The sequence below is a fragment of the Erythrobacter sp. F6033 genome, assembly GCF_023016005.1.
Classification (GTDB): Bacteria; Pseudomonadota; Alphaproteobacteria; order Sphingomonadales; family Sphingomonadaceae; genus Erythrobacter.
Map to the genome: position 1 here is coordinate 173,385 of NZ_JALKAZ010000001.1, position 21,292 is coordinate 194,676.

General features: G+C 57.8%; 19 protein-coding genes. 8 read left to right on the forward strand and 11 right to left on the reverse strand.

What is annotated here, in order from left to right; genetic code table 11:
* Nucleotides 1-101: 101 nt before the first annotated feature.
* Together MWU39_RS00845 and MWU39_RS00850 are read right to left on the reverse strand one after the other, a co-directional pair.
* Nucleotides 102-2,306: a polysaccharide biosynthesis tyrosine autokinase gene (locus tag MWU39_RS00845; RefSeq protein WP_247158087.1), complete on the reverse strand. Its 2,205-nt coding sequence runs from the start codon at nt 2,304-2,306 to the stop codon at nt 102-104.
* 8 nt (nt 2,307-2,314) lie between these two features.
* On the reverse strand, nt 2,315-3,034 hold the full coding sequence (locus MWU39_RS00850) for a polysaccharide biosynthesis/export family protein (protein ID WP_247158088.1): 720 nt from the start codon (nt 3,032-3,034) through the stop codon (nt 2,315-2,317).
* A 202-nt stretch (nt 3,035-3,236) separates the two neighbouring features.
* Here MWU39_RS00850 and MWU39_RS00855 point away from each other — a divergent pair, with 202 nt between their 5' ends.
* Entirely contained in the window at nt 3,237-3,782 is a 546-nt protein-coding gene (locus tag MWU39_RS00855; RefSeq protein ID WP_247158089.1) for a hypothetical protein, read from the forward strand.
* Here MWU39_RS00855 and wecB read toward each other — a convergent pair.
* The 4 genes from wecB to MWU39_RS00875 all read right to left on the reverse strand — a co-directional run bounded on the left by wecB (nt 3,779) and on the right by MWU39_RS00875 (nt 7,298).
* Nucleotides 3,779-4,915 (reverse strand): UDP-N-acetylglucosamine 2-epimerase (non-hydrolyzing), encoded by a 1,137-nt coding sequence (wecB, locus tag MWU39_RS00860; RefSeq protein WP_247158090.1) that lies wholly within the window; start codon nt 4,913-4,915, stop codon nt 3,779-3,781. The two genes, MWU39_RS00855 and wecB, sit on opposite strands and share 4 nt — an antisense overlap.
* Nucleotides 4,912-6,216 carry a UDP-N-acetyl-D-mannosamine dehydrogenase gene (wecC, locus tag MWU39_RS00865; protein WP_247158091.1) on the reverse strand — a complete coding sequence of 435 codons (1,305 nt, stop codon included), beginning with the start codon at nt 6,214-6,216 and terminating at the stop codon, nt 4,912-4,914. The genes wecB and wecC overlap by 4 nt, the downstream gene beginning before the upstream one ends.
* A gap of 144 nt (nt 6,217-6,360) precedes the next feature.
* Nucleotides 6,361-6,834, reverse strand: a complete 474-nt coding sequence (locus MWU39_RS00870; RefSeq protein WP_247158092.1) for a glycosyltransferase — start codon at nt 6,832-6,834, stop codon at nt 6,361-6,363.
* A 5-nt stretch (nt 6,835-6,839) separates the two neighbouring features.
* A complete protein-coding gene (locus MWU39_RS00875; RefSeq protein ID WP_247158093.1) occupies nt 6,840-7,298 on the reverse strand; it encodes a glucuronosyltransferase in 459 nt (152 codons plus the stop codon).
* Nucleotides 7,299-7,449: 151 nt separating this feature from the next.
* On the opposite strand from MWU39_RS00875, the gene MWU39_RS00880 reads away from it, so the two are divergent.
* Genes MWU39_RS00880 through MWU39_RS00900 form a run of 5 tightly spaced genes read left to right on the forward strand, consistent with a single transcriptional unit; the run spans nt 7,450 to nt 12,764 of the window.
* A complete protein-coding gene (locus tag MWU39_RS00880) occupies nt 7,450-8,529 on the forward strand; it encodes a CaiB/BaiF CoA-transferase family protein (protein WP_247158094.1) in 1,080 nt (359 codons plus the stop codon).
* 3 nt (nt 8,530-8,532) lie between these two features.
* Nucleotides 8,533-8,982 carry a MaoC family dehydratase gene (locus MWU39_RS00885; RefSeq protein ID WP_247158095.1) on the forward strand — a complete coding sequence of 150 codons (450 nt, stop codon included), beginning with the start codon at nt 8,533-8,535 and terminating at the stop codon, nt 8,980-8,982.
* Between the two features lie 59 nt (nt 8,983-9,041).
* Complete coding sequence (locus MWU39_RS00890) at nt 9,042-10,946, forward strand: DUF3604 domain-containing protein (protein WP_247158096.1); 1,905 nt, start codon at nt 9,042-9,044, stop codon at nt 10,944-10,946.
* Nucleotides 10,947-10,956: 10 nt separating this feature from the next.
* Entirely contained in the window at nt 10,957-11,766 is an 810-nt protein-coding gene (locus MWU39_RS00895) for a peptidylprolyl isomerase (protein WP_247158097.1), read from the forward strand.
* Nucleotides 11,763-12,764: a HupE/UreJ family protein gene (locus MWU39_RS00900; RefSeq protein WP_247158098.1), complete on the forward strand. Its 1,002-nt coding sequence runs from the start codon at nt 11,763-11,765 to the stop codon at nt 12,762-12,764. Before MWU39_RS00895 ends, MWU39_RS00900 begins: the two co-directional genes overlap by 4 nt.
* Here MWU39_RS00900 and MWU39_RS00905 read toward each other — a convergent pair.
* Genes MWU39_RS00905 through MWU39_RS00920 form a run of 4 tightly spaced genes read right to left on the reverse strand, consistent with a single transcriptional unit; the run spans nt 12,761 to nt 17,056 of the window.
* A complete protein-coding gene (locus tag MWU39_RS00905) occupies nt 12,761-14,167 on the reverse strand; it encodes an efflux transporter outer membrane subunit (RefSeq protein ID WP_247158099.1) in 1,407 nt (468 codons plus the stop codon). The two genes, MWU39_RS00900 and MWU39_RS00905, sit on opposite strands and share 4 nt — an antisense overlap.
* A gap of 5 nt (nt 14,168-14,172) precedes the next feature.
* Nucleotides 14,173-15,192, reverse strand: coding sequence for an efflux RND transporter periplasmic adaptor subunit (locus tag MWU39_RS00910; protein WP_247158100.1), 1,020 nt, complete (start codon nt 15,190-15,192; stop codon nt 14,173-14,175).
* Nucleotides 15,193-15,215: 23 nt separating this feature from the next.
* The gene (locus MWU39_RS00915) at nt 15,216-15,923 is read right to left on the reverse strand and encodes an ABC transporter ATP-binding protein (RefSeq protein ID WP_247158101.1); all 708 of its coding nucleotides are present in this window, start codon (nt 15,921-15,923) and stop codon (nt 15,216-15,218) included.
* Entirely contained in the window at nt 15,920-17,056 is a 1,137-nt protein-coding gene (locus tag MWU39_RS00920; protein ID WP_247158102.1) for an ABC transporter permease, read from the reverse strand. The genes MWU39_RS00915 and MWU39_RS00920 overlap by 4 nt, the downstream gene beginning before the upstream one ends.
* Before the next feature lie 94 nt (nt 17,057-17,150).
* Between MWU39_RS00920 and MWU39_RS00925 the strand changes: the two genes are divergently transcribed.
* Entirely contained in the window at nt 17,151-17,816 is a 666-nt protein-coding gene (locus MWU39_RS00925) for a TetR/AcrR family transcriptional regulator (protein ID WP_247158103.1), read from the forward strand.
* A gap of 112 nt (nt 17,817-17,928) precedes the next feature.
* Entirely contained in the window at nt 17,929-19,893 is a 1,965-nt protein-coding gene (gene ftsH / locus MWU39_RS00930; protein ID WP_247158104.1) for an ATP-dependent zinc metalloprotease FtsH, read from the forward strand.
* 94 nt (nt 19,894-19,987) lie between these two features.
* On the opposite strand, the gene MWU39_RS00935 is transcribed toward ftsH, so the two are convergent.
* Nucleotides 19,988-21,271: a DUF3667 domain-containing protein gene (locus MWU39_RS00935; RefSeq protein WP_247158105.1), complete on the reverse strand. Its 1,284-nt coding sequence runs from the start codon at nt 21,269-21,271 to the stop codon at nt 19,988-19,990.
* Nucleotides 21,272-21,292: the final 21 nt, after the last annotated feature.

A 21,292-nucleotide genomic window follows, 5' to 3' on the forward strand; every position in this document is an offset into this window, starting at 1 on the left:
GCCCTTCAATCACAGCTCCAGAATCGTTAGATCAATCAAGCTTCAAACTGCAGCTGCAATAGGGCTTTGCGCAGATTGGCTTGAGATCACGGTGCCGCAGCCTAATCGCCTTTTTCATACTCATAGTAGCCGTATTGGTAGCTGAAATCCTGTCCAGCCTCGAGCGCTCGGTATTTTGTCAGAATTGCCCCGACGGGATTGCCGCCGTTTGCCCGCAAGCGTTTGATTGCAGTGCGAGCCTGGCCGAAATGCACACGGTTGGCTTCCATAACGAATATTGTTGCATCGACCTTGCGTGCGAGCATTGGGGCATCTGCGAGACCTAGGATGGGAGACGAATCGAAAATGATCAGCGAATATTCGCTGCGATACTTTTCAATAAATTCGCTCAGCTGTCTCGATGCGAAGAGTTCAGTCGGGTTTGCAGGCACTTCCCCGACCGGCAGAATATCAAGGTTCTCATGAACGCCGCTAATGATCGCAGACTGCAAATCGACCTGACCGAGCAGCACTTCGACTAGCCCGGTTTTTGGGCGCTCATGACCGACCAATTGGGCCACTGTTGGATGCCGTAGATCGCCATCGACGAGCAACGTTTTGCGGCCCACACCAGCAAAAAGTTCCGAGAGAATAACAGCTGTGGTTGATTTGCCTTCAGATGCCTGGCTGCTTGTAAGCTGGATGACGTTGTGTTCGGGCGGAATCGCAAAATCGAGGGTTGAACGTATCGAAGCGTAGGCTTCCACAAGCGAACTGAACCGGTTCGTACCGATTTGAGTAAGATCAGCTTCCTCCACGAAGGGCGTGTGCCCAAGCAAAGGCAAACCTGTCTTTTCTTCAACGTCCTCGAATGAGCGTACCAGATCATCGAGCGTCTCCCGCAGAACAGCGAGACCGGCGGCGAGTGCTGTTCCCAAGACCAGCGCGAGAGCAAGGTTGCGAAACAAGCTCGGCGCATAGGGGGAGCTCGGAACAACGGCGGTGTCGAGCGGGTTTATCATTCCCGATTGAACGTTGGCTGCGGTACTGACCTCGTTGAACCGGGCAAGAAGAGCCTGCAGCTGGTCTCGCAGAGCCTGCGCTTCGCGTTCCAGCACGCTATACTGCACCTGAAGATCCTGCTCTGCGAGGGTGCTGCCCGTCGCCGAATTGAGCTCGCGTTGCAGCGCCTGTTCTTGGTTCCGCGCAACAATATAGGCATTGCGAACTGCGGCTTTGATCTCATCGCTACTCTGCTGAATGCGCGCATCGAGCGAGGCGATCTGAGCGCTCAAATCTCGTACGCGCGGAAACACATCGGTATAGCGTTGACGCAATTCGACGAGCTGGGCCTGCTTGATAGCCCGGTCGGTGATCAATTCTTGAAGCACTAGATTTTCTTGCACTTCGGGCAGCTGGGCCGCGGGCAGATTCTGGACGGAGCGCCAACGTTGCTCTGCTTCAATCCGCTTTGCGGTCGCAGCAGAAGCGCTTGCGTTGATGCTGGCCAGATTGCTCGATGTTACCGTAACGGTGCCTTCGCCATCTTCGCGCGGTGTCGCCTGAACAATGATACCATTCTTGCGGGCATATGTGTTGGCGTTGTCTTCGGCATCTTGCAGACGCGCACGCACGGTTGTGATCCGCTCGCGCAGCACCGACTGAGCGTATTCATTCCCATCAAGAGTTTCGCGTGTTTCGAAAGCAGCGAACGCTTTTGCATAAGCGTTCGCCATTTCGGCGGCGAGCACCGGATCGTCAGACCGGTAGACGATTTCGATAATCCAGTTATCCGATGGCAATTCTGCATCAACAGATCCGTACAGAATTGACGCCGCCATCCTTTGTTTGGCGTTGACCCATTCCTCATCAGAAAGTTCGGGTGGGCGCCCTTCATCGACATCCGCTCCAAGCAGGCCGTATCTTTCGCCCAGGTTCAGATCTTGAGCAACCGTCTCTGCGAGGCTGCGGCTTTTGATAATGCTGATCTGGGTGGAAAGCAGATCGTAAACCTGGTTTGACGCAATGCCCTGCTCGACGTTTTGCCCTTCGACGATAAACGAGCCATATGGCTCAATCCGCACGCTCGATCGCGCCTCATACATCGGGGTTGCAAGCAACGTGAGGATCAAACCCACTATCGCAGCCGCCACAAGAATTCCGGCGATTAACCAGCGTTGACGGAACAGTATGCCGCGGATCGCAGGTGCGCTTAGTAGCTTGCCATGCCGCTGATGCGGGACAATTTGTCCCTCGGGCAAATACCGGTCAAGCCATAGCGGGCGATCTTCGGGTTCTTGCGGGTTTGTGATGGCTCGATCGTTCATTGTTCTGATCAAAAATTCGCAGGACTGGCGAAAATGCCGAATGCAGGAAGCGCGCGTAGAAAGTCCTGCCAGAATACGGACAGACCGTCGGTGCCCACGACCACGCGGTCTCCAGGCTCAAGGACTGGATCCAGCATCGTACCTTGGCTGACTTGCTGGTAGTCGAACTTTGCTACGGTCACGCCGTCCGCGGTTTCCCGAAAGACAGCGACTTGCTGGGTATTGGCAGTCCGCGCAGGTCCGCGAGCCATCGCGATGGCAGATGACAAACGTGCTCCAGGTTGAAATGGATAAACGCCCGCTTGCCCGACGGCGCCCTCTACTGTGACAAGATGCGAGGCGTATTCCGCGATATTCACACTCACGATTGGCTGTCTCAGGCCCACGTCTCCCAGACGCTGGGTGACATCTTCTTCAAGCTGTTCAGCGGTCAGTCCTGCCGCCTTGATTGATCCGAGCAGGGGAAGCGAGACATTGCCTTCAACACCGATTTGCACGGATTCCATTGTGAGATCAGGCTCGCGGTAGACATTCACCGAAATCTTGTCTGACGGGCGCAGAAGGTAGACGACCGCGCGGGTGTTTGAAAAACTGTCCTGACCGAGCTCGCTTACTGGCTCGGATGCTGCAATGCCAATCACCGGTTCGGGCGTTGAAGCACAGGCGCTCAGCGCGGCGGTTGCGAGAGCGAGCAATGCTGCTTTTACTTTTGAACCCGCACTGCCCATTGCAGATGTTCCTCTTACCAAGGGGTTAGGGTCTAGTGCGTAGGTCTATAAGGCGCAATACAACTTATGGTAAACAATCGTGCCAGTATCGCTCAATTCAAACCGTTCGCCGCTAGAAAAACGATTGCGCTCTCGGCATTCAGCCTAAATTGCGCTAGCACTCAGCCTGCGCTCTGCCATTGATGGGTTTGGGGATCCTAACATGCCTGCTGGACCGACTTGGCTAGGCCTATTCGCTGCCGGAGTTTATGCAGTTGTTATCGCCGCGGTAATATTCGCGGCTATATCGGCGATCACGTTCAAACAACGCACCGCCGATATACTGGTTTGGCTCGGTATTGCACTGATGTTTGTGGCTCTCATCGGACTGAGAATATTCGATGTTGAGAACTTGGTTCGTGATGAGCTTCGCACGATAATCATCGGTGATGGCCTGTATGATGATCGGCGTGATTATCAACGCTGGATCGCTGCTATCGTTCTGCTGTTGAGCAGCCTTGTTGGCATTTTCGCCTTCGTAAAAAGAATGCGAGGCAATCATGGTCGCCGCGAACTAACCATAACAATCGGGATTGGAGCGTGCGCGGCGATGGTACTGCTTATCGTGTTGCGACTGATCTCGCTCCATTCAATTGATGCGCTACTTTATGGACCGGTTAAGCTGAACTGGATCGGTGATCTTGGCCTGAGCGTTCTAGTAGCAGCTTCGGCCCTTTATTACGTGAAGCTCGTTCGCTCGCGCAGTTAGTGCGCATTTCCGATAATCTGCGCGATCTGGCGGCTGGCTGTGCCATCGCCATAGGGGTTATGAGCCTTCGACATAGCCTCATATGCAGCGCGGTTATCGAGCAGGCTTGAAACTTCGCTTACGATGATTTCCTTATCCGCTCCGGTCAGTTTCGCTGTTCCCGCTGCCACACCTTCCGGTCGCTCGGTCGTGTCACGCATCACCAGCACCGGTTTACCAAGGCTGGGGGCCTCTTCCTGAATGCCGCCACTATCAGTCAGCACAATATCCGATGCTTCCATCATCGCGACAAAACCAAGGTAATCGAGTGGTTCAATGAGCGCGATATTGTTGATCCCTGACAAAGCAGGCTTCATCACTTCAACCACATTAGGGTTGGGATGCATGGGGTAGATAATCGCTATGTCTTCGCGCGTCGCCAGCGTTTTAAGTGCAGCTGCGATTTGATGCATGCCTTCGCCGAAATTCTCGCGTCGGTGCGCGGTGACAGCGACAATCCTCTTGCCTGCAAATCGCTCCCTTAACGGCGCTAGGGCCGGGGCAAGCGACGGATTCGCAGCGACCTTCTCACGCGCGATCAACAGTGCGTCGATCACCGTGTTGCCAGTGATGTGAATTGCACCTTCCGGTACATTCTCCGCCCGCAAGGAGGCGGCAGCGTTTTCAGTCGGGGCGAAGTGGAGGTCAGCCACTGCGCCGGTAACTTTGCGGTTCACTTCCTCTGGCCAAGGCGAATAGATATCGCCGCTGCGCAAGCCTGCTTCAACATGGCCGACGGGGATACGCCGGAAGTAGCAGGCGAGGGTGGCCATCATCGTTGTGAGCGTATCGCCGTGGACCAGAACCCGGTCCGGCTTTTCAGCATCCAGAGCTTCGCCAAACCGCGTAATAATCCGCGCTGACAGCGCGTCGAGGCTCTGTCCCGGCTGCATCAGGTCAAGGTCGATATCCGGCTTAATGCCGGCAATATCCATCACCTGATCAAGCATCTCGCGGTGTTGCGCTGTGACCGCGACGCAAACATTAAACTGCTCAGTTGCGCGAAGCGCCTGAACCACGGGAAACATCTTGATCGCTTCGGGACGGGTACCGAAAGTGACCATGATCTTGGGGCGCGATTGCGCGTCGCTCATCGCTTGAGCATTCCTCGCGTATCGAACGTGATCTTGCCCGCAAGATCGGACGGTGTGAGGTGTTTGAAGGCGGTGTGATCGACAAGCACGACAACGATTTCTGCTTCAGAAAGCGCTTCGTCAAGAGTCGTGAGTTTCGCACCGGAGTTGGTGAGCTCCTCGCTCAGCTTTTCGGCAAAGGGTTCAACGATCAGCATTCGCTCCCCGCAATCGGCGGAAAGAGCCTCAGCAATTTCGAGCGCAGGGCTTTCGCGGAAGTCGTCGATATCGGGTTTAAATGCGAGGCCAAGGACGGCAACTTTCGCGTCTGGCACTGCCTGCAAAAGCCCGCGAATGCGTTGTTCTGTATGCACTGCTTTGTGATCGTTAACCTCGCGGGCCGTGCGAACGAGGCGCGCGGATTTTGGGGCACCGGCGACAAGGAACCAAGGGTCCACTGCGATGCAATGTCCACCGACACCGGGGCCGGGTTGAAGGATGTTTACGCGCGGATGGCGGTTGGCCAGACGGATAACGTCCCAAACATCGACACCGATTTCGTCAGCGATCATCGAAAGCTCGTTTGCGAAGGCGATGTTGACGTCGCGGAAGCTGTTTTCGACCAGTTTGACGGTCTCTGCGATGCGCGAGTTTGTGCTCAGACAATCGCCTTTCACAAAGCTCGCATAGAGATTGACTGCGCGCTCCGCACAGTCTGGCGTCATGCCGCCGATTACACGGTCATTCGCAACCAGTTCGCGCACGATCTTGCCTGGCAAAACACGCTCAGGGCAATAGGCCAAAGCGATATCGCCGCCTTCGGCATCTCCGAATGAAGGAATTTTCAGATCGGGCCGTATTTCAGCAATAATATCAGCGACTTTTTCGGTGGTTCCAACCGGAGAAGTGCTTTCAACAATAACGCATGCGCCGGGCAATATTTGCGGCGCAATAGAGCGTGCAGCAGCCTCGACGTAGGCGATATCGGGCTTGTTCTCTTTACCCAGAGGCGTGGGTACCGCGATCATGTAATAGTGCGCGGTGGGGACGGATGTCGAAGCCGTTAGGCGGCCAGTGTCGGTTGCGGTACGCACCAGCTGATCAAGGTCGCGCTCTTCGATGTGCACGCCGCCTGCATTGACAGTTTCGACAACCTTTTCAGATACATCGACGCCGCAAACGTTCCAGCCATAGCTTGCTAGAACGGCCGCTGTTGGAAGCCCGATATAGCCAAGGCCGATCACCGCGATCTGGTGATCAGGGGCCGGCTGGCTGACCGCATCTAGGCCGAAAGCGGTAGAGGTATCAAAAGGCGCGTTCATGAACTTTTAGTTCCCGAAGTTACGGGGCAATTCCCGAAATTACGCGGGTTTCATGCGCTCAAAGCCCTTAAAATCACGTTATCCTTGATACGATTTTTACCGTTTTCAAAAGGGGCAGAAAGGGACAGAAAGCGGTTGAGCGGTCTACAAACGGCCTGTTTCTATGAATTCGGCGACTGCAGCATGCAATTCATCGGCACCTGAAGATCGGTCCATTGGCCAATCCTTCTGGGCCAATCCTTCAGCAATTCGATCTGCCAATTCTGTCTCATCCATGGCCACCAGAATTCCGGTGCGAGAGCTCAATTTGTCAGCGGTCGCCAATTGATGATCGTTGCGATGCTCACCCAGACTCGCGCGGCGCGGCATGAGCACAATTGGTCTTCCGAAACGCTGCGCGGTTAGCACTGTGCCGATCCCGGCGTGACTGACGATCAAGCTGGCGCTCTGGACGAGCTTTTCAAACTCATCCGGCGCAATCCGCGCATGCGCTTCCATATTGACCGGCTTGTATTCGCCAGCACCGGTCTGCGCGAGGACAGGCATGTCCAGCGTCGGGGCGAGGGCGTCCATCGCCTTGATCAGCCGGTCAAAGCCGAGCTGCGTTCCAACAGTCACCAAAATCACAACACAGCCCCGCGAAATGCTGGTTTTTCATCATCGGCCAGATGTTCCCACTGTGTCAGACATTCATGCGCGAAAGTGAGGGAAAGCTGCCCGCACATGGACAGTTGATCTGCGTTGGCCACACTATCGATCCAAAGCGTTTTCGCCCCGATCAATCGGCCTGCGAGGATGCAGAAGAAACCGGGTGCAGCGCCGGTTGAGATGATGACATCTGGCCTCAACCGCAGCACGATCCAAAGTGCTACAACCGCGCACCATGCCGATCGAAAAGGGCGGGTCTTGTTGCAATCGGGCAGGATCGCCGCGCCTGGCAATCCGTGCTGCGCGGCCACTTCACTGTCGGTGGTGGCATAATGGATATCGTAAGGTTCGAACGCGGGACGCAGCAGCATCAGTTGTTCCCAATGCCCGCCGCCTGAAGCCGCCGCCAAGACTCGTTTTGTGGCTTTGCCCACTACCCAACACCTGCTTGCTTGGCCGCGTAATTGCGCGTCCTAGGCAGTATTGCGGAGCAGGCCGCAGTGTCAATCACAGGTGGATTGATGAAGCGCTCTTGCTCTCACTTGCGTCTCGCGCCAGAAGTCGGGGCCAAGAGGAGAGCTTTACATGACCAACAATGCTGGCCCGCTAAGCGGCCTGAAAGTCGTCGAGTTTGCAGGGATCGGTCCGGGACCGCACGTGGCGATGTTGCTGGCGGATTTGGGCGCGGAAGTCGTTCGGATTGATCGGCCTGGCGGCGGGGTGATGAACCCCGTTGTCGAGCGCGCGCGCAACCGGGTGACAGCCGATCTCAAAAGCGAAGAGGGCAAGGCGTTTTGCCGCGACGCGGCGAGCAAAGCCGACGTATTGATCGAAGGTTTGCGCCCAGGTGTAATGGAGCGTCTCGGTCTCGGGCCGGATGAACTGCTCGCCGACAATCCGCGGCTTATATATGCGCGGATGACGGGCTGGGGGCAGGACGGTCCGCTCGCGCAGGCGGCTGGCCACGACATCAACTATATCGCGCTAACCGGCGCGCTTGATGCAATTGGCAAGGCTGGAGAGACCGCCGTGCCGCCACAGAACCTTGTCGGTGATTTTGGCGGCGGGTCGATGTATTGTGCGTTCGGGATCATGGCCGCATTGTATGAGCGCGAACGGTCCGGCAAAGGTCAGGTTGTCGATGCGGCTATCGTCGATGGCACAACCAGCCTGATGAGTTTCTTTTTCGGTCTGCCCAAATCCGCAGTGCGCACGACCGAGCGCGGCAAAGGCCTTCTGGGCGGCGCGTCGCATTTCTATCGCTGCTTCAAATGTGCGGACGGGAAAGAGGTCTCCCTCGGTGCGATTGAGCCGCAATTCTACGCTGAACTCATCGCGAAATCGGGCGCGCCCGCTGAATTGACAGAGGGCCAGATGAACCCGGCGAACTGGGATGAAAATGCCGACAAAATGGCGGCATTGTTTGCCACAAAAACCCGCGATGAATGGTGCGAATTGCTCGAAGGAACAGACGCATGTTTCGCCCCGGTCATGGGCTTGGATGAAGCGCGCGAACATCCGCACATGAAAGCCCGCGAGGCTTTCGTCGAACATGATGGCGCGTGGCACACCGCACCCGCTCCGCGTTTCAGCAGGACACCGGGCAAAGTCCGGTCAAGCGCAGACAATGGCGCAGATATTGTCGCAGGCTGGACGAAAGGCTGAACCATGGCAGGCAAATTCTTTGACGAATGGCAGGTCGGCGACAGCGTGGAGCATGAAATCCGCCGCACTGTGACCGAGACCGATAATCTCCTCTTCTCCACCATGACCCACAATCCGCAGCCGCTTCATCTGGATGTCGAGGCCGCCAAGGAAAGCGGCTTTGGCCGGATCCTTGTGAATTCGACGTTCACATTTTCGCTGCTCGTGGGCCTTTCAGTGGGTGACACGACATTGGGCACGCTCGTCGCCAATCTCGGCTTTGATAAAGTCGTCACGCCAAAGCCTGTGTTTATCGGAGACACGATGCGTGCGCGCAGCGAGGTGAAGGAGCTGCGGGAAAGCAAATCGCGGCCCGAAGCCGGTATCGTTACCTTCACGCATGAGCTGCTCAATCAGCGCGACGAGGTGGTTTGCCGCTGCGAAAGGTCCGCTCTGCTGCGCCGTTCTGCTTGACGAACGGTAAGTTTCGGGCGCAAAGTCTGACGGAGGGATTTGAGAGGGAGGAGCGCACAATGCGCAATTGGACGAGTTTCGCACTTGCAGGCATTTCAGCATTGGCCCTGTCGGCCTGTGATAGCCTGACGCCGGTCGATGAAGCGCAAAGCGGCGATGGCGAGGGCACGATTGAGCTCGCCGAATTCCCTGACCGTCCATATTGGGGTGATACCCACCTGCACACGGACAATTCCGTCGATGCGTTCGGTTTTGGCGTGCGCCTCGGCCCGGAAGAGGCTTTGCAATTCGCGCGCGGTGATACGGTTACTGCGACCACCGGAGCGGAGGCAAAGCTTGCCCGCCCACTCGATTTTCTTGTGATTGCCGACCACTCTGATGGTCTGGGCGCGACACGCCGCCTTTACGATGCGCCGCGTTTTCTGATTCAGGATGAAACGCTGCTGCGCTGGCATGACATGATGCATGAAAGTCCGGAGCAATCGCAGCTTGCCATTGCCGAGCTGATCACGGCAGCGGCCAACAACACTTTGCCAGAGGCGATGCGCGATCCCGAGGCCAATAAAGAGAACACGCGTGACATCTGGACCGCGCATCTCGACACTTTGGACCGTTATAACAAGCCGGGCGAATTCACGGCGCTGGCCGGCTTCGAATGGACCCTGATGCCTGACGGAAACAACCTGCACCGTGTGGTGATGTTCCGCGATGGCAGCGACCGGACCAGTCAGGTGGTTCCGTTTCCAGGGTTGAGCACCACTGCCGAACAGCTGTGGGACTATATGGCGGCCTATTCGGAATCGACCGGCGGCAAAGCTCTGGCCATTCCGCACAATTCAAACCTGTCCAATGGCCTGATGTTTGAAATGACGATGCCGGACGGCTCGCCGATGACAGCGGAATACGCTGCCAAGCGTGCGGCGGCGGAACCCGTTGTCGAAGTCACCCAGATCAAAGGCGACAGTGAGACGCATCCATTCCTTTCGCCCAATGACGAAATGGCCGGGTTTGGGGTGACCGGCTGGGAGCTGGGCAACCTTCCGCTCACCGCCAAGACCACGGACGATATGCTCGCAGGTTCCTATGTCCGAGAGGCGCTCAAACGCGGGCTGTCACTCGAAGAGCAAATGGGCGTGAACCCTTATGCATTCGGCATGATCGGATCGACCGATAGCCACACCTCGCTGGCAACCGGCGACGAAGACAATTTCTGGGGCAAACACACCGGCAACGAGTACAACAACGCCGAACGCGCTCCGGCGGCTCAAAACCTCGGCACCCGCGTGGGCCGCTTTGGCTGGAATTACCTTGCGGGCGGCTATGCCGCGGCTTGGGCGCGCGGGAACACGCGGGCGGAAATCTTCGATGCGTTCCAGCGCCGCGAAGTCTACGCCACCACTGGCCCGCGTATGAGCGTGCGGGTGTTTGGCGGCTTCGGATTTGAAGACGCCGATTGGGACGGCGATTGGGTGCGCAAGGGCTATACCGAAGGCGTGCCGATGGGCGGCGAACTCACCAGCGGCGACGAAGCCCCGCGCTTTATGATCAGCGCGCTCAAAGACCCTGATGGCGCCAATCTGGACCGGGTGCAGATCGTCAAAGGCTATCTGGATAGCGAGGGCGAGATGCAGGAACAGGTCTATGATGTCGTGTGGAGCGACATGGAAAACCGCGCTATTTCCGGCGGCAAAGTGCCAGCCGTTGGGGATACGGTGGACCGCGAGAATGCAACCTACACCAACGATATCGGTGCACCGGAATTGCGCAGTGTCTGGACCGATCCCGACTACCAAGCGGGTCAGCGCGCGTTCTACTATGTCCGCGTGCTCGAAATTCCGACGCCGCGCTGGTCGCTGTTCGATGCCGTGCGGTTCGGTTTCACATTGAGCGAAGATGCGATGGCAGATGCCGTCGCTCAGGAACGCGCCTATACGTCGCCGATATGGTTGAAACCAAGCGCCTGAGGGTAATCGAATGACACTGCCGCGCTGGACCCGTGAGCCCTTGGTCCATTTCCTGATTGCGGGCGCTTTTGTCTATGCGTTCTTTGCTTGGATCGGAGGGACCGCGGTTGATCCGTCTTCGCGGGTGATCGATGTTGACCGCGATACGCAGGCGCAGCTTGCGCTTCAGTATGAGCGGACAATGGGCCGCGCTCCGACCGATGCAGAGCTGGATGCGCAGATCGAGCAATTTGTACGGGACGAGGTGCTGTACCGCGAAGCTTTGCGGCTTGGGCTGGATCAGGGTGACGCGATTGTCCGTCGGCGGCTGGTGAGCAAGATGGATATGACGGCAGGCGCGGCGGCAGAGATAGCCGAGCCGGATGACGCGACTTTGCAGGCGTTTCTGGACGAGAACAAAGAGCGTTATCAGACCGCGCTCGATACGAGTTTTGATCAGCTCTATTTTGCCGATCAGGCATCGGCGCAGGCGGCGATAGATCAGGCCGCAACCGCATCCGATTGGCAGGGGCTGGGCGAAGCGATCAGCCTGCCGGCCTCGATGGAGAACGCATCGCAGCGCGATATTCGCGCCCAGTTCGGCGAGGAATTTGGCGCCAAGCTTGCGGCGCTGGACACCGGCGACGCATGGCAAGGCCCGCTTCGCTCCGGCTTTGGCTGGCACATTGTGCGCCTGCGCGAGCGCGCCTCTACGGACACCGGCTTTGATGGTCTGAGGCAGCAACTCTCAAACGACTGGCGCAGCGCGCAAGTCGCAACCCGCAAAGAGCGCGCATTCGAATTGCTGCGCGAGGCATACCGGATCGAGATTGACCGGTGATCCGCCTGCTGCGGGCAATGCTGATCGCGGTGCTCGCGGCTTTCGCTGCTCCGCTTTCCGCTGATGAATTGCGCCCCGCCGTCATCGAACTTACCGAGCGCGAGGCGGGCCAATGGTCGCTCGAATGGAAGATCCCGGTTTCCGCCAACACACGCGGCGCTTCGCCTTTGCTCGCGCAGCCCGTTGTCCCGGCAAGCTGCACGATGGAAGGCGATGCGGTGCAACGCGCTGCGCCTCTCGCGCTCCTTGGCAGCGCGAAACTGGCGTGCACCGGCGATCTTGCAGAAGAGAGCTTCGGGCTGAGCGAACTTATCGGAAATGCAGACGCCATCGCCCGTGTTTCACCGCTGTCGCGCCCTACTCAAACCTTCAGGCTCACGGCCGAGACACCCACCGCGACCATCGCTGCCAAGCCCGACAGATGGGCGGTGGCCCGTGATTATTTCATCATCGGCGCGGAGCACATCCTGTTCGGTTGGGACCATCTATTGTTTGTTATCGCTCTGGTGTTGCTGGTGCGCAGTGGCTGGTCTGTAGTGAAGGCGGCAACGGCGTTTACGGTGGCGCATTCGATCACTCTGGTGGCGACAACACTCGGCTATGCCGGCTTGCCCAGCCGCCCGGTCGAGGCCCTGATTGCGCTTTCGATCGTCTTTCTCGCCGTGGAAGTGATCCGCGCAATCCGTGAGCCGGACCATCACACCTGGACCCGCCGCATGCCGTGGCTTGTCGCCTTTGCATTCGGTCTTTTGCATGGCTTCGGCTTTGCAGGGGCGCTGGCCGATATCGGCTTGCCGCAAGGAGAAATCGCCAGCGCGCTCGTAGCGTTCAATGTCGGCGTCGAAGCGGGGCAGTTGCTAGTGATCGCCGCGCTGATTGCTGTGCTTGCGGTAATGAAGCGCATGTTGCCTAGCGCCGAAACACCGGCGATCCGCGTGGCGACCTACGCCATAGGGATCACAGGCAGTTTCTGGCTCTTCGAAAGGCTTCTCGGTTAACCTTCGGAGCTGTCCCCGCCCAAGGCTTGCCACAACAGTATGCGTGCCCGCTGCGCGCGGCCCAATGCCGCCGCCGCCCGTTCGCCGCTGGCATCGGCAGCGCGGCGAGCCTCGAGCACTTCGAGGAAGTTTGAAAGCCCGGCGCGGTAGCGCGTGTCGGCCAGCTTCGCTGCGCGCTCCAATTCGCTTTGTTCTTGCACGGCAAGTGCGGCTTCGGCGTCGCTTGCCGTGATCAGGCCGTAAGCAGCCTCAGCATCACCAAGCGCCTGAAACACGGCACCGCGATAGGCAGCAAAGGCGATTTTCTTATTCGCCGCTGCGCCGTCAATTTCGGCTTCGATCCGGCCGAAATCGAGCAATGGCGCGGCGACGTTCGCTGCCAGAGTCCCGACAATCGAGTCTTCATCGAAAAGGTTGCTCGGATTGAACGCCAGAAGCCCGATCACGCCGGACAGAGTGATGCGCGGGAAACGGGCACTTGCCGCCGCGGCCAGTTCTGCATCCGTGGCGGCCAATTCGCTCGCTGCCGCAAGAACATCAGGGCGGTTGGTGAGAAGGTCAGATGGCAATGAAGCAGGTGCTGCTGTCTGGCGGAGGCTTGAACCTTTTTCTGCGAGCGCGGCATTGACCTCAGCTGCGCTTTGTCCGGTCAAGGTAATCAACCGACCTACAATGCGTACACGTTCGCTGTTCAATGCTGCCAAGCGTGAACGTGACGCGCTGGCGGCGGCCTCTGCTCGCACCCGGTCAAAACCCGGAGCAATCCCGGCATCTTCGCGCTTTTTCGCCAGCCCGGCGAGCTGTGTCGCCGCTTCGACATCGCCTTGAATCGCTTCTCCGCGGGCTTCGAGAACGCGCCAATCTGTCACACTTCCGGCGATTTCCGCGAGCAGTGCAATACGCACCGCGCTTGCCGATGCGCTGGCACTATCGATGCGCGCAAGAGCGGCGCGTTCCTGAGCCTTTAGGCGCCCGAACAGATCCGGGTCCCAGCTGGTGACGAGGTTTGCGCCGTATGAGACTTGCTCGGTATCGATAAAGCCGCCAGCGGCTGCTCCGTCACCGAACTGGTTTGGGTTGATGCGAGTGCCTGTGACCGATCCTTCTGCGCTGACATTCGGAAGACGCTGCGCGCCAGCGCCGCGTGCACCAGCACGGGCGGCTTCGACGCGGGCGATGGCTTCGGCGAGGGTCGGGCCCTCTGCTAAAGCGGCGCTGGAGAGGGTCTGATACGCCGGATCCTGAGCGGGCAGCAGATCGGCTACCGAGGTGTTGGTCGCCGCATCGCCCTTATAGGCAAAATCCTGCGGCAATTCCGGCACCGGCGTTGCGATTTCAGGGGGTGGGCCTGCAACACACGCGCCCAGCGATACAACCAGAGAAAGGGTCAGAAGTCTGCGCATTGGGCTTACTCCTTCTCTTCCGTTTCGCTGCTTTGGACCGGCGCACGGGGACCGTTGTCGACCGCCGGTATGAAGGCATCGACTTGCTGTCCGACGCGGAAATCATCGCTTTCCGGCAAGGCGTAGATCACTTGCAAAACGCGCACATCGACACGCTCCGCTGCGCTGTTGGTCAGCTGCCGCTTAGGCACGACTTGCGGTTCTGCGCGGACAAACTTCGCCTTCACCTGACGTTCGGCGGCACCGCGCGGCGAGACGGTGGCGTCCGCGCCCATCTGCAGACGCACAGCTTCGTTCTCGTCAATATCGATGCGCACATGCAGCGGGTTGGTTTCGCCCATTTGGATGAATGGCAGCCCGCCACCGCCGCCTTGGGTTGCAACGAATTCGCCAGGCCGGATATTCACGGCGAGGATTTCCCCGCTGATAGGCGCGCGGACGGTGAGACGGCCGATTTCCGTATTCGCACTGGAGGCGGCGGCTTGAGCAGCAGAGAGACGGGCGCGGGCGACGCTGAGGCGGCTTTTTGCGGCCGCTGCTTCGCCTTCTGCCCGGATCACTTCGCTGCGGCTGACAGCGGCGGGATCATCCAGACTTTGGAACAGCGCAAGCTGCTGACTCGCCGTCGATTGAGCCGTTCTCGCTTCGTTGATCGCGGCGCGCGCTTCGGCAATCGCAGCGTTCGCTTCCTGCAAACGCGCACGCGCAGCCCGGCTATCGACGAGGAACAGGGGTTGTCCTTTTTCCACGCGGTCACCCGGCTGGACGCGCAGATCGGTCACAAGGCCTGATAGCGCGGAGCCAATATCGATGATCTCGCTGGCCGGCTCGACCAGGCCAGTACCCGCAACCCGCGCGCTATCGGCGAGTTCGCCAGTGGCTTTCGGCGGTTGCTGATCCGGTTCGCTGGTCGAACGATCGGGCAGATCGCTGAAGATATAGAACGCTGCGATCACAATACCGATCAGCGCAAGGATGGGCAGTATTTGCCGTGAGAAGCTCACATTTTGGGGAAGCAGGGCCATGTTATCCTCGGGTATCGGGTTTCTTAGTGGTCGTCCGGCATGTCAGTGCCGTCATGGGTGACGCGGCCATCCTCAAGCACGAGGATGCGGTCGGCGAGATCGAAAATTCGGTTGTCGTGGGTCACGATGATGCAAGCGCGGTCTGGCGCAACTGCGACTTCGCGGAGCAGGTCCATCACGCGGCGACCGGAACTGGCATCAAGCGCAGCGGTCGGTTCGTCACACACAACCAAACGCGGTTCATGCACCAGAGCGCGGGCAATCGCGACGCGCTGTTGTTGACCGCCGGAAAGCTGGTTCGGGAGTTTGTTCGCCTGATCACCGATATTGAGCTTTTCGAGCAGTTCGATAGCTTTTTCACGCGCTGGCTCGATTGACATGCCTTGGGCGATAAGCGGAACAGCGGCATTTGCTGCCGCATCAATCGACGGGATCAGATTGTACTGCTGAAAAATGAAGCCGATATTGTTTAGGCGAAACTTGACCAAATCTGTATCTGAAAGCCCGTAAATGTCGGTGCCGAATACCTGCACTTCGCCTTCGGTTGGCCATAGGATGCCGCACATGATCGAAATCAGCGTGGTTTTGCCAGAGCCGCTTTCGCCCACGACATAGGTCATCTCGCCCGCTTTGATATCGGTATCGATGCCGTGGAGCACGCGGATAATGGACTGGCCTGCCTGAAAGTCGCGGATGATCCCGCGTGCGCAGATCGCGCTTTCCGCGTTCACCGGAACACCGCCGCTGGTTCGGTATTCAGCACGCTGCGCAGAGCGATCCAGCCTGTGATGGCGAGGATGACGACAACAGCGGCGAGGCTGATCAGCGGGATTTGCCAGGGGATGTAGAAGCCTTTAAAAAACGGATTTCCGCTAAAGGCCCAGATAAAGGTGACGGTGCCGATTACGCCCAGCGCATAACCAACCGCGCCAACCAAGGCCGCCTGCGCGCTGACCATGCCGACGATCTTCGAATTGGTCACACCGATGGCTTTGAGCGCGCCGAACTGTTTGATGTTGTCACGTATGAATAGGCTGAATGTGAGGCCGACAATGGCGACGCCGACCACAAAGCCGAGCACCACCGTGATGCCAAAATTGGTCGGAATGCCAGTGTTCTGGACGATAAAATCAACGCCAGCCTGAGCAAATTCCTCGCGCGTTTCCGCTTTCAGGCCGGTCTGTTCTTCGATCCGGTCGGCAACCCCTGCTGCGGTTTCGCCTTCGGTCACACCGGCGAGCACAAAGGTCAGCCGGTTGCGCGTGCCTGGCACGTAATTCAGCGCCTGCGAATACTTGGTGTAGAGCACGACCTGACTGGTGAAGCTCGGGATCGAATCCGCCACGCCTCGGATCACAGCGCGTTGGTCATTAAGCTCAAGCCGTTGGCCAATCGGGTCTTCGCCGTTTTCGAAGAGGTTGAAAACGCCGCCATCGTCGATGACGACGGCGTCAGGCTGGGAGAGGACACCTTTCGTTTCGGTGACCATATTTTCCGGCATGCCGATCAAGGTGGCGTCGTCCACACCAATGATCGCGACCCCTTCAAGATCACCCGTGCCGGTGCGGACAGATGCCACAGCGCGCAGATGTGGCACTGCCCATTCCACACCGGGAACAGAGCGTACCTCATCAAGTGCGGTAGAGGGCATTGCATAATTGACGTCGGTGGTGCGGCTTACTGGATCCATCACCCACACTTCGGCTTCGGGCGCGTTGAAAACGCCGCTGGCGCCGCGCTCAATCAGGTTCACAAAGATGGTGAGCTGCTGCGTAATCAGCAGGGTCGAAAACGCTATGCCGAACAGAAGTCCGTAAAACTTCTGCGCATCTCCGGTGAGCATTCGGATGGCAATCCAGAGCATCAGGGCGGAACCTTTGTCGGAAGCGGGGGTTGCTTCGGTGTGGAAATCAGATCATTATTGAACGGTCGCGTTTAATTGAACGGAGTCGTTCATTTTGTCAACTGCCAGTCCCGATATGCGTTCCCAGACGCCTGCAAAAAAGTTGGGACGCCCTTCCGATGCCGCCAAACGTACGGCGATTATCGAGGCGGCTGCGCAGAGCTTTTTTGACGTCGGATTCGCGGCGAGTTCGATTGAGCAGATTGCCAGTGATGCCGGCGTTTCTAAGGTCACGATCTACAATAACTTTGGCGATAAGCGCGCCTTGTTCGCTGCTGCGGTCGAGCTCGAATGTGAAAAGATGCGGGGCTATTTCTCACTCGATGAAATGCCAAAGGGGTCGATTAGAGAACGCCTAAAAGTGATCGGGCAAGCGATGGACGCATTTTTGTCCCGGCCGGAAATGGTTCAATTCGAACGGCGCATTGCCGCCGAAACGGAGAATGAGCCCGCTCTTGGGCAGGCTTTTCTGGAGGCGGGGCCATGGCGCATGAAAGCCGCTTTTGGCGGACTTCTCTCGCATGCGACGCAAAGCGGTGAGCTTAATGTCCAGAGCCCCGACTTGGCCGCTGAACAATTCGTGTCGATGTGCAAAGGCATGGGTGACCTTGAACGCCGCTTTGGCGCCGAAGTGGCCAAGGCGGACAGAGAGCGCCGCATCGAAGGCGCAGTTGATGTGTTCCTCAAAGCCTATGGTGTGGATGCCAAACAGAGCTCTTGATCGATTTTCCGCACCACTCTGTTCGGAAAATAGCATGGCGCTCGGCAACGCACATTATCTTGTCATTCACTTGGCGAACCCTACATTGTGACATCGAGAAAGGATTCCCCTGATGAGTGACCCGAACGATCCGCAACAACAGCCGCCCGAGGGACAAAATCCCTGGGTGAAGCAATTGATGATCTGGGGCGGTATTTTCCTTGCCCTGCTTCTCGTTGTCTCGCTGTTTAACAATGCGGGCCAGACTGCCGGAACAACGGTCAATTATTCTGACTTCCGCAATCAGGTCGAACAAGGTCAGGTTCAAGACGTTGCCATGGGTGAGGAGATCATCACTGGCACACTCAAGAATGGCAGCACATTCCAAACGGTACCAGTTCCAAACGATCCGGAAATCACGAAGCTGCTTCAGGAAAACGATGTAAAGTTTACCGGGAAACCGCGTGAGCAGCCGAACATGCTGCTTTACATCCTTCTCAATTCGCTTCCGTTCCTGCTGATCCTCGGCATTGCGTTCTTCGCGCTGCGTCAGGTGCAAAAAGGCGGCGGAGGCGGCGCAATGGGCTTTGGCAAATCCAAAGCCAAGATGCTGACCGAACGTTCCGGCAAAGTGACCTTTGCCGATGTGGCCGGTATTGATGAAGCCCGCGAAGAGCTCGAAGAAGTTGTCGAATTTCTGAAAGACCCGCAGCGTTTCTCCAAACTTGGTGGTCAAATCCCGAAAGGCGCTTTGCTGGTCGGTTCACCGGGTACTGGTAAGACGCTGCTTGCGCGGGCTATCGCTGGCGAAGCGGGCGTGCCCTTTTTCACCATTTCGGGTTCGGATTTTGTTGAAATGTTCGTGGGCGTCGGCGCCAGCCGTGTTCGCGACATGTTTGAACAGGCCAAGAAGAATGCGCCATGCATCGTCTTTATCGACGAGATTGACGCAGTTGGCCGATCACGTGGCGGCGGGCTTGGCAACTCGAACGACGAACGCGAGCAGACACTCAACCAGCTGCTGGTTGAGATGGATGGTTTCGAAGCCAATGAAGGCATTATCATCGTTGCCGCAACCAACCGCCCCGACGTTCTTGACCCTGCGCTGCTGCGCCCGGGCCGTTTTGACCGTCAGGTTGTGGTGCCGATCCCCGACATTGATGGCCGTGAGAAAATCCTCGGTGTGCACATGAAGAAGGTGCCGCTGGCACCTGATGTGAACCCACGCACGATTGCGCGCGGTACGCCCGGTTTCTCTGGTGCAGACCTTGCCAACCTCGTGAACGAGGCAGCGCTTCTGGCTGCACGGCGGAACAAGCGCCTCGTTGCGATGCAGGAATTTGAGGATGCCAAGGACAAGGTCATGATGGGCGCGGAACGCCGCTCCATGGTGATGACCGATGACGAGAAGAAAATGACCGCCTATCACGAAGCCGGTCACGCTCTTGTCAGTGTAAACGAGCCCGCGTCTGATCCGATCCATAAAGCGACGATCATCCCGCGTGGCCGTGCGCTGGGCATGGTTATGCGCCTGCCGGAGCGCGACAATTACTCGTACCACCGCGACAAAATGCACGCCAACCTTGCGGTTGCGATGGGCGGACGCGTGGCTGAGGAAATCATCTTCGGCCATGACAAAGTCTCCTCCGGCGCCTCTGGCGATATCCAGTATGCGACCGATCTGGCCCGCAACATGGTGACCAAATGGGGCATGTCCGAAAAGCTCGGCCCGCTTCAGTATGAAGACCAACAGGAAGGCTATCTGGGCATGGGTCAAACCACGCGGACGATGGCGGGTGCAGAAACCAACAAGCTGATCGATGCCGAAATCCGCGATCTGGTGGAAGGTGGATTGAAGCGCGCGACAGACATCCTGACCGAGCAGGAGGACAAGCTCCACCTGCTGGCGCAAGCGATGCTGGAGTATGAAACGCTAACGGGTGACGAGATCACCAAGCTGCTGGAAGATGGCAAGATTGATCGTCCGGACGAACCGAAGGGACCGATCAAAGTTCAGCCAACCCATGGCAGCGCGATCCCCAAAGCGGGTAAGCGTTTCGGCGGATCCAAGGGTGGTGAAGCTCCGCAAGGGGCGTAATTCTTCCCTAAAGACCAAACTGAAAAGGGCGTCCGGATGGAATCCGGGCGCCCTTTTCTGTATCTGCCGCCGGCTTAATCGCATGCCAGCTGGCTCAAAAAGCACCGAGCAACAGCAATGCCTGCATAAACAATCCGATCACAATCGCGATGAAGAATGTCAGTGCTATCAACCGCCAGAATGAACTGAACCGGCGGATCTCATAAGTGCCGCGCAGCTGTTTGTAGAGGTGCAGCGGCGGAATTAGCATGCCCGCGATCACCAGAATTCCTGTTGGCACCCCAATGCTGCCTAGGATCGACACAGCGATGAACAGCAGTGACATAAAGCCCAACGAATACGTCACAAAGATTGCGTGATCATATGCCTTGAAACGTCTCTTCCATGCAAAGATCAGCCATACGAACGGAACCGACAATGGAATGAGTAGCCAGCTGAATTTATAGGCATTGTTCTGCATCTTGTAGAGCATCAGGCTGGGGTTTGTGCTCCATTTCTCGAGCAATTTGTCGATGAAGGGGATACCTGATTTTTCAAAGGTACCCTTGACGTTGCCTTCTTCGTCCAGAGTGAAACTCTGGACGGGGCCAGTTTGGATTGTCTGCAATCCATTGCTCCCGCGTTCAAGGATGGCGATTTCTGCGGCGAGTTCGTCATATTCTTCAGAGCCTTGCGGTAGCGTCGCGAGGCGCCCGCGCGCTTCTTCGATTTGAACACTGGTCGCGGCCTGAATTTCATCAAGGGTGTCACTGCCACCCGATTCCAGCCAATTGCTGATTATCGCTTCTCCGTTTTCGGCTTGACCGAGCTTATCCTCCACATCGCTGAGTGCTTGCTCGAGTTCGCTGCGTTCGACCGCGGTCAATTCGGGGTTGGCAAGCCGCTCGTTGATCGCTTCTGCCTCTGTGGTCAGACGCGCCTGCTCGTCCTTTGCAAGTTGCTCTAACTGGCCTTTCGCTTCGCCTTCAATATCGGTGGGGGTCGTGATGCCTAGCGCCTGAAACACCGCGAACATCGCAAAAACGCTGAAAAGGAACATCGCCATCGGGCTGACGAATTTGGCACGTTCCCCTTCAATGTAACGGCGGGTCAGCTTGCCCGGCTTGAAAACCAACAAGGGAATGGTGCGCCAGAATTTGCCGTCGAGATGAAGTACGCCGTGGATCAGATCGTGCCCGATAGCGGACAATGTGCGGTGGACGTGGGTTTTCTGGCCGCAGTTTTGGCAGAACGAACCTGCCGGCTGCGCGCCGCAGTTCAGACACGAACGGCTTCCGCTTTCGTCTGCTGCCGCCCCTTCACCATGATTGGGCTCCACCGCACGCCCGGTGAGAGCGCCTTCAATCGCTGCGCCAATGCCCTCGGTAATATCGCTCATGCGTCCCCCGTATCGATGCTC

Coding starts and splice junctions, on each gene's coding strand:
- wecB (WP_247158090.1), bottom strand. CDS start 4,915: ATGAGCGACGCGCAATCGCGCCCCAAGATCATGGTCACTTTCGGTACC.
- MWU39_RS00880 (WP_247158094.1), top strand. CDS start 7,450: ATGACCAACAATGCTGGCCCGCTAAGCGGCCTGAAAGTCGTCGAGTTT.
- MWU39_RS00905 (WP_247158099.1), bottom strand. CDS start 14,167: ATGCGCAGACTTCTGACCCTTTCTCTGGTTGTATCGCTGGGCGCGTGT.
- MWU39_RS00920 (WP_247158102.1), bottom strand. CDS start 17,056: ATGCTCTGGATTGCCATCCGAATGCTCACCGGAGATGCGCAGAAGTTT.
- MWU39_RS00850 (WP_247158088.1), bottom strand. CDS start 3,034: ATGGGCAGTGCGGGTTCAAAAGTAAAAGCAGCATTGCTCGCTCTCGCA.
- MWU39_RS00855 (WP_247158089.1), top strand. CDS start 3,237: ATGCCTGCTGGACCGACTTGGCTAGGCCTATTCGCTGCCGGAGTTTAT.
- MWU39_RS00845 (WP_247158087.1), bottom strand. CDS start 2,306: ATGAACGATCGAGCCATCACAAACCCGCAAGAACCCGAAGATCGCCCG.
- wecC (WP_247158091.1), bottom strand. CDS start 6,216: ATGAACGCGCCTTTTGATACCTCTACCGCTTTCGGCCTAGATGCGGTC.
- MWU39_RS00890 (WP_247158096.1), top strand. CDS start 9,042: ATGCGCAATTGGACGAGTTTCGCACTTGCAGGCATTTCAGCATTGGCC.
- ftsH (WP_247158104.1), top strand. CDS start 17,929: ATGAGTGACCCGAACGATCCGCAACAACAGCCGCCCGAGGGACAAAAT.
- MWU39_RS00885 (WP_247158095.1), top strand. CDS start 8,533: ATGGCAGGCAAATTCTTTGACGAATGGCAGGTCGGCGACAGCGTGGAG.
- MWU39_RS00910 (WP_247158100.1), bottom strand. CDS start 15,192: ATGGCCCTGCTTCCCCAAAATGTGAGCTTCTCACGGCAAATACTGCCC.
- MWU39_RS00935 (WP_247158105.1), bottom strand. CDS start 21,271: ATGAGCGATATTACCGAGGGCATTGGCGCAGCGATTGAAGGCGCTCTC.
- MWU39_RS00895 (WP_247158097.1), top strand. CDS start 10,957: ATGACACTGCCGCGCTGGACCCGTGAGCCCTTGGTCCATTTCCTGATT.